The sequence below is a fragment of the Hydrogenivirga sp. 128-5-R1-1 genome, assembly GCF_000171895.1.
The window spans coordinates 1-1,449 of the sequence record NZ_ABHJ01000349.1; the positions used below are offsets into that span (position 1 = coordinate 1).

Annotated in this window: 2 protein-coding genes; one reads left to right on the plus strand and one right to left on the minus strand. The window is 29.5% G+C overall.

Translation table 11 applies throughout. The features are described from left to right. A partial coding sequence (lnt, locus tag HG1285_RS17950) for an apolipoprotein N-acyltransferase (RefSeq protein WP_008289319.1) occupies nt 1–713 on the plus strand: 713 nt, incomplete at its 5' end. Here lnt and HG1285_RS18500 read toward each other — a convergent pair. Next, the gene (locus HG1285_RS18500) at nt 696–1,358 is read right to left on the minus strand and encodes an ATP-binding cassette domain-containing protein (RefSeq protein ID WP_255347766.1); all 663 of its coding nucleotides are present in this window, start codon (nt 1,356–1,358) and stop codon (nt 696–698) included. The genes lnt and HG1285_RS18500 overlap by 18 nt on opposite strands. Nucleotides 1,359–1,449 lie beyond the last annotated feature (91 nt).

Genomic DNA, 1,449 nt, shown 5'->3' on the forward strand with positions numbered 1-1,449 from the left:
CCGCAGTCCCATTTTTTTATTTTTCTGAAAGTAATATAAAAGATAAATTTTTTAAAGAAATAAAAAATATAAAAATCCCTTTTATTATCGGCCTTGACAACTGGGTATATAAAAATGGAAAACCTTACTTATATAATTCTGTATTTTTATTTGATGAAAATCACAATCTAATTGACTACTACAATAAAATAAAACTTGTTCCATTTGGAGAGTATGTTCCCTTTCCATTTAAAGTTTTTTCAAAAATGTTTCCTTATCTTGAAGGATGGGACTTTAGCTTTGGTAAGAAAATTAAGACTTTAAATTACAGGGATTTTAAAATAGCTCCTTTAGTATGTTTTGAAGCAACCTTCCCTAATTTAGTTTCAAAATTTTCGGAAAATGCTAATTTATTAGTAAATTTAAGTAATGATGCGTGGTTTGGTAAAACATCTGCTCCTTTTCAGCATTTTGAGATGAGCAGAATAAGAGCTGTTGAAAATGGAAAATATTTGATAAGGGCAACAAATACAGGAATATCAGCTATTGTTTCGCCAGACGGTAAAGCAAAGTTATCAAAACTTTATAAAAGACAGATTTTGCTTGGAGAGGTTGCTTTAATAAATAAAAAAACTTTCTGGCTTAAATATAAAAACTTTATTTTTCTAACCTTCTTAGTGATATTTTTTGCAATTATTTTGAAACTTGAAACTAATTTAAGAAGACAAAGATGAGAATTTATAAAATACTCCTTTTTTCTTTATAAGCTCCTCTTTTGTACCTTCTTCTATAATTCTTCCGTTTTCCATAACTATTATCTTTTCTGCAATATCCAGTATTTTAAGTCTGTGGGTTATCATAATAATCGTTCTATCGGAGAACTCTTTTCTTATTTCTTCCATAACATATTCTTCCGTTTCAACGTCAAGGGCAGATGTTCCTTCATCTATTATGATAATGTCAGGATTTTTCAAAAACAGCCTTGCAATTGAAATTCTCTGTCTTTCTCCTCCAGAAAGCCTTGAACCCCTTTCACCTAAAACTGTGTCAAGCCCTTTTTCAAGTTTAAAAACAAAGTCAGCTTTTGCTTTTTTCAAAGCCTCAACAATTTCCTGATTTGTTGCGTCAGGTTTTGCAATTAAAAGGTTATTTCTAAGTGTATCGTTAAATATAAAAACATCCTGAGAAATCATTCCTATATGCTTCCTTAAAGAAGAAACATTGTATTTGCGTACGTCATAATCATCTATCAGCAAACTTCCATCAAAATCTTTTATTAGTGCAGGTATTAATTTAACAAGTGTAGATTTTCCAGAACCTGTTAAGCCTACTATTCCAACTTTTTCGCCTTTTTTATTGTAAGGTTTATGTCTTTTAATATTTGATTTTCTCCAATTTTAGGCTTACATTTTGATATTGAATCTTTCTTTTAATCCCTTAAACTCAATACCTTCTTCTTTTTCTTCTGGA